General features: G+C 57.9%; 5 protein-coding genes. All 5 read left to right on the top strand.

Features of this window, described 5'->3' with window-relative positions:
- The first annotated feature begins 257 nt into the window (after window positions 1–257).
- From EOA33_RS27605 to EOA33_RS27585, 5 genes are read left to right on the top strand one after another with little or no spacing between them, the layout of a single operon-like run.
- A complete protein-coding gene (locus EOA33_RS27605; protein WP_127407081.1) occupies window positions 258–1,034 on the top strand; it encodes an amino acid ABC transporter ATP-binding protein in 777 nt (258 codons plus the stop codon).
- 40 nt (window positions 1,035–1,074) lie between these two features.
- On the top strand, window positions 1,075–1,890 hold the full coding sequence (locus EOA33_RS27600) for a transporter substrate-binding domain-containing protein (protein WP_127407080.1): 816 nt from the start codon (window positions 1,075–1,077) through the stop codon (window positions 1,888–1,890).
- A 58-nt stretch (window positions 1,891–1,948) separates the two neighbouring features.
- Window positions 1,949–2,662: an ABC transporter permease subunit gene (locus EOA33_RS27595; protein WP_126058827.1), complete on the top strand. Its 714-nt coding sequence runs from the start codon at window positions 1,949–1,951 to the stop codon at window positions 2,660–2,662.
- A 1-nt stretch (window position 2,663) separates the two neighbouring features.
- Window positions 2,664–3,356: an ABC transporter permease subunit gene (locus tag EOA33_RS27590; protein WP_126058826.1), complete on the top strand. Its 693-nt coding sequence runs from the start codon at window positions 2,664–2,666 to the stop codon at window positions 3,354–3,356.
- Between the two features lie 11 nt (window positions 3,357–3,367).
- A complete protein-coding gene (locus tag EOA33_RS27585) occupies window positions 3,368–3,721 on the top strand; it encodes a cupin domain-containing protein (protein ID WP_126058825.1) in 354 nt (117 codons plus the stop codon).
- The last annotated feature ends 38 nt before the right edge of the window (window positions 3,722–3,759 follow it).

The raw sequence follows: 3,759 nt of genomic DNA, 5'->3' as shown, positions 1-3,759 counted from the left end.
GAATTGCGTACCCCGACGGACATAAGCTGAGGTCATGCTTTGTAATCCTTGAGGGTGGAATGCAGCTGGAAGCAGTCGGCCTTGAACGGGAGGGGTTGCGACATCATCCGTCGCCGGATTTCGTCGAACCGAAATTCGTCTGTTTCTGCGATGCCCCCTAGGGAGCCGAGAATGACGACCAGCGAAGATGTCGCCGAAATGGACCGTCGATCGGCTCTACATCCCTTCACCACGGCACGGACAGGAGGTGCTTCGGCATGGCTCCCGTTCTGAAAGTTCACGAACTTCGCAAGGCGTTCGGCGCGGCCCGCGTTCTCAACGGGCTGAGCTTCCAGATGCGGCAAGGCGAGGTCATTTCGCTCGTTGGCTCGTCCGGTTCGGGAAAGAGCACCGCGCTACGATGCATCAATTTTCTGGAGACCCCGAGTTCGGGTGAGGTTGAGGTGATGGGCGATGCGATTTCCGCATCGCAGAACGAACGCCACGAAACGAAAATCGTCAACGCGACCAATATCAGAGTTTTCCGTCGCCGCATCGGAATGGTGTTTCAGAGCTTCAACCTGTGGCCCCATCGAACTGTGCTTGAGAACGTAACCGAGGCGCTGATCTACGTGCTGAAGAAGGGCAAGCGGGAGGCGGATGAAACAGCGCTTTGCGCTCTATCCAAGGTGGGCATGGCCGACTTTGGCCACCGATATCCGAGCCAGCTTTCGGGCGGGCAGCAACAGCGCGTGGCAATCGCGCGCGTTTTGGCGATGCAGCCCAAGCTTATGCTTTTTGATGAACCAACCTCCGCGCTCGATCCCGAGCTGGTCAGCGAAGTCTTGAAGGTCATCAGAACGCTTGCCGATGAGGGGGCGACTATTCTTCTCGTCACGCACGAAATGAGGTTCGCACGGGAGGTGTCGAACCGAATGATATTCCTGCACAAGGGTGCCGTTGAGCAGGATGCCGGGCCGGAAGAACTGTTTCGAAATCCCGCATCCGAAGCGGTGAAGCGGTTCCTATCCAGCGTTATTTCAACCGCCGCCTGATGACGGCCATCAAACAGAAGGCAAAGAGGGGTAACTCAGCATGCTCATAAAGAACGCACTTCGCTCAATCTGCACATCCGGACTCATGATGGCGGCAATAGGGGCAGCATCGGCACAGAATGGTGTCTTGCGCGTGGGCACAGAAGGCGACGCGCCGCAGTTCAGCATGGCCGATGCCAACGGCAACGTTACCGGCTTCGACGCCGATATCGCCAACGGCATTTGCGCCGAACTCAAGGTCAAATGCAAATTCGTGGTGCAGACCTTCAGTTCCTTGGTTCCGTCGATGGACAGCGATCGCTTTGATGTCATCATCTCGGGTCTCGGCATCACCGACGAGAGAAAGAAGAAGATCGACTACTCCGTCCCCTACGCAACCACACCGCAGTATTTTGTGGTTCCGAAGGATTCTCCGTCCGTTGGGCTGAAGAGTCTTGCGGAAATCGAGAACGCGTTGGCTGGCAAGACCATAGGCGTTGTGAATGGCACCACATACGCGCAGTTTATAAAGAAACATATTCCGACTGCGGATCTGAAGACCTACGACGCCACGACCCAGCAGAATTCCGATCTCGCGGCAGGCCGGCTTGACGCTGCATTCGGCGATTCCCCGACCTGGGTCGATTTCCTCGGCTCACCGGACGGCGCTAGCTTTGCCCGCATCGACGTCAAGGTTACCGGAGCGGACGATCACGAAGCGCTGGGCTATGGCATGGGTGTTGGCCTGCGCAAGGGCAATACCGAACTCAAGGCCAAGCTGGACGGCGCTCTCTGCAACATGATCAATAGCGGCAAGGTGAAGGCCGCCTCGGAAAACTGGTTCAAGGACGACTATACCATCGCGTGCAACAAGTAATCATCCGACAGGCAACAGATCGTCGCGGCAATGCCGCGACGATCTGATGGAATGTTTCATGTTGCACGATATCTGGATGTTGATGGTCGAGAAGGGCTGGCTCCTTGCGCTGCTGCGCGGTGCCGGTATCACACTTCTGATCGGCTTTGTCGGCGTGGTTGTAGGATTGGCGGCGGCGATACCGCTTGCCATCCTTCGTTGGCGTCAGGTCCCTGGTCTTTCACAGCTTGTTGATGCCTACAGCATCGTCATCCGCGGCGTTCCGGGACTATTGGTCATTTATCTCCTGTTCTTCGGCTCCGTCGACTGGGTGCAGAGAATTGCCTCGGCGTTCGGCTACGCGGATAGCGCCGAAAACGCCTATCCATTCCTTATCGGCATTATAGCGATCTCCGCCATCTCATGCGCGTACTCGATAGAAGTCATACGAGGCGCCTTGCAGGCAGTTCCCGCCGGCCTTCTGGAGGCGGCCCGATCGCTTTCGTTGTCGCCACGCATCACCTTCTCCCGCGTGACCCTGCCGCTCGCTCTCAGGCTGGCTCTGGGCGGGATCAACAACGTTTGGCAAATGACGATCAAGGATACGTCGCTCGTATCCGTCGTCGGCATGCAGGAACTGATGCGGGCCGCAGCGGTCGCCGCGGGAATCACCCGCTCCCCGCTGCTCTTCTATTGCATGGCGGCAGCGATGTTTTTCGCCATGACCGTGGCGAGCCAGGTTCTGTTCAACCGCGTCGAAAAACATTTCAATCGCGGATTCAGTAGAGGCTAGGATGGACTTCAGCATCGTCACCTATGCGGCTCCGTTTCTGCTCGTCGGCGTTAAGACGACTCTGCTGATTGCATTTTTCGGGGTCGGCATCGGGTTGCCGTTCGGCATACTACTGGCGACAGCCCGCATTTCCCAGATCGGCACGGTTCGCAAATGCGCCGATTTCTACTGCGCGGTCTTCAGGGGCACACCGATGCTCGTGCAGGTCTTTGTGATCTACTACGGTCTCGCGCAGATAGGTTTCATACGCCACAACGCGGTTTTGTGGTGGCTGATCGGCGACAGCCTGCACGCTGCCATCCTTGCCGTCATTCTCAATACCGGTGCCTATACGGCGGAGATCTTCCGTACTGCCCTGCTCTCGCTGCCGCGCGGACTGATCGAGGCGGCGGAGGCCTGCGGTATGTCCGGGTTGGTGGTCTTCCACCGTATCAAGTTTCCCCTGGCGCTGCGTCAGGCCTTGCCTTCCTACAGCACCGAAGTCGCTGTTATCGTCAAGGAATCAAGCCTTGCCTCCACCATAACGGTGCTTGAAATCACCGGCCATGCCAAACGGCTGATGAGCGAGACGTTCGCCATCATGGAAATCTTCGTCATCACCGCCGTCTTCTACCTTGCAATCAACGTCGTCTGTCTGACTGCTCTGCATGCCATCGAAAGGCGCCTGTCTTTCGAGCGGCATGCCGCGCGCTGAAAGGGTGCCCCATGTCCAAGCTTACCTTTTTCGATCAGAACAATCTCCCCGAACCCAGGAAAGGCGAACCGCTGCCGGAACGGCGCGTGGATGGTGATCCCCGTTTCCTGACATGGGATATCGCGCAAACCGCTGACGGCCAAGTGCGGGCCGGTGTATGGGAGGTCACGCCGGGCGCCTATCGCTCCATAAAAGGCGGAACCTTCGAAGTCTGCTACATCCTTTCGGGAGTTTCGGAACTCATCGAGGACGGGTTCGAGCCGCGCCGCATTTCGGCAGGCGACGCCTTTGTGATGCACCCTGGATTCACGGGCGTCTGGCGGGTGATCGAAGCCACCCGCAAGCTCTGGGTCTCGCGCGATTGAGCGCGTTGATCGGATCACAGATGCACACCATGGATACG

Origin of the sequence: Mesorhizobium sp. M4A.F.Ca.ET.050.02.1.1 (assembly GCF_003997725.1) — a bacterium.
GTDB lineage: Bacteria > Pseudomonadota > Alphaproteobacteria > Rhizobiales > Rhizobiaceae > Mesorhizobium.
The sequence above is the reverse complement of the archived record's forward strand: the minus strand, read 5'-3'. Positions and strand labels throughout refer to the sequence as shown.

What these genes read in the sequence shown, in the direction of transcription:
- EOA33_RS27605 (WP_127407081.1), top strand. Translation starts at nt 258, where the DNA reads ATGGCTCCCGTTCTGAAAGTTCACGAACTTCGCAAGGCGTTCGGCGCG.
- EOA33_RS27600 (WP_127407080.1), top strand. Translation starts at nt 1,075, where the DNA reads ATGCTCATAAAGAACGCACTTCGCTCAATCTGCACATCCGGACTCATG.
- EOA33_RS27595 (WP_126058827.1), top strand. Translation starts at nt 1,949, where the DNA reads ATGTTGCACGATATCTGGATGTTGATGGTCGAGAAGGGCTGGCTCCTT.
- EOA33_RS27590 (WP_126058826.1), top strand. Translation starts at nt 2,664, where the DNA reads ATGGACTTCAGCATCGTCACCTATGCGGCTCCGTTTCTGCTCGTCGGC.
- EOA33_RS27585 (WP_126058825.1), top strand. Translation starts at nt 3,368, where the DNA reads ATGTCCAAGCTTACCTTTTTCGATCAGAACAATCTCCCCGAACCCAGG.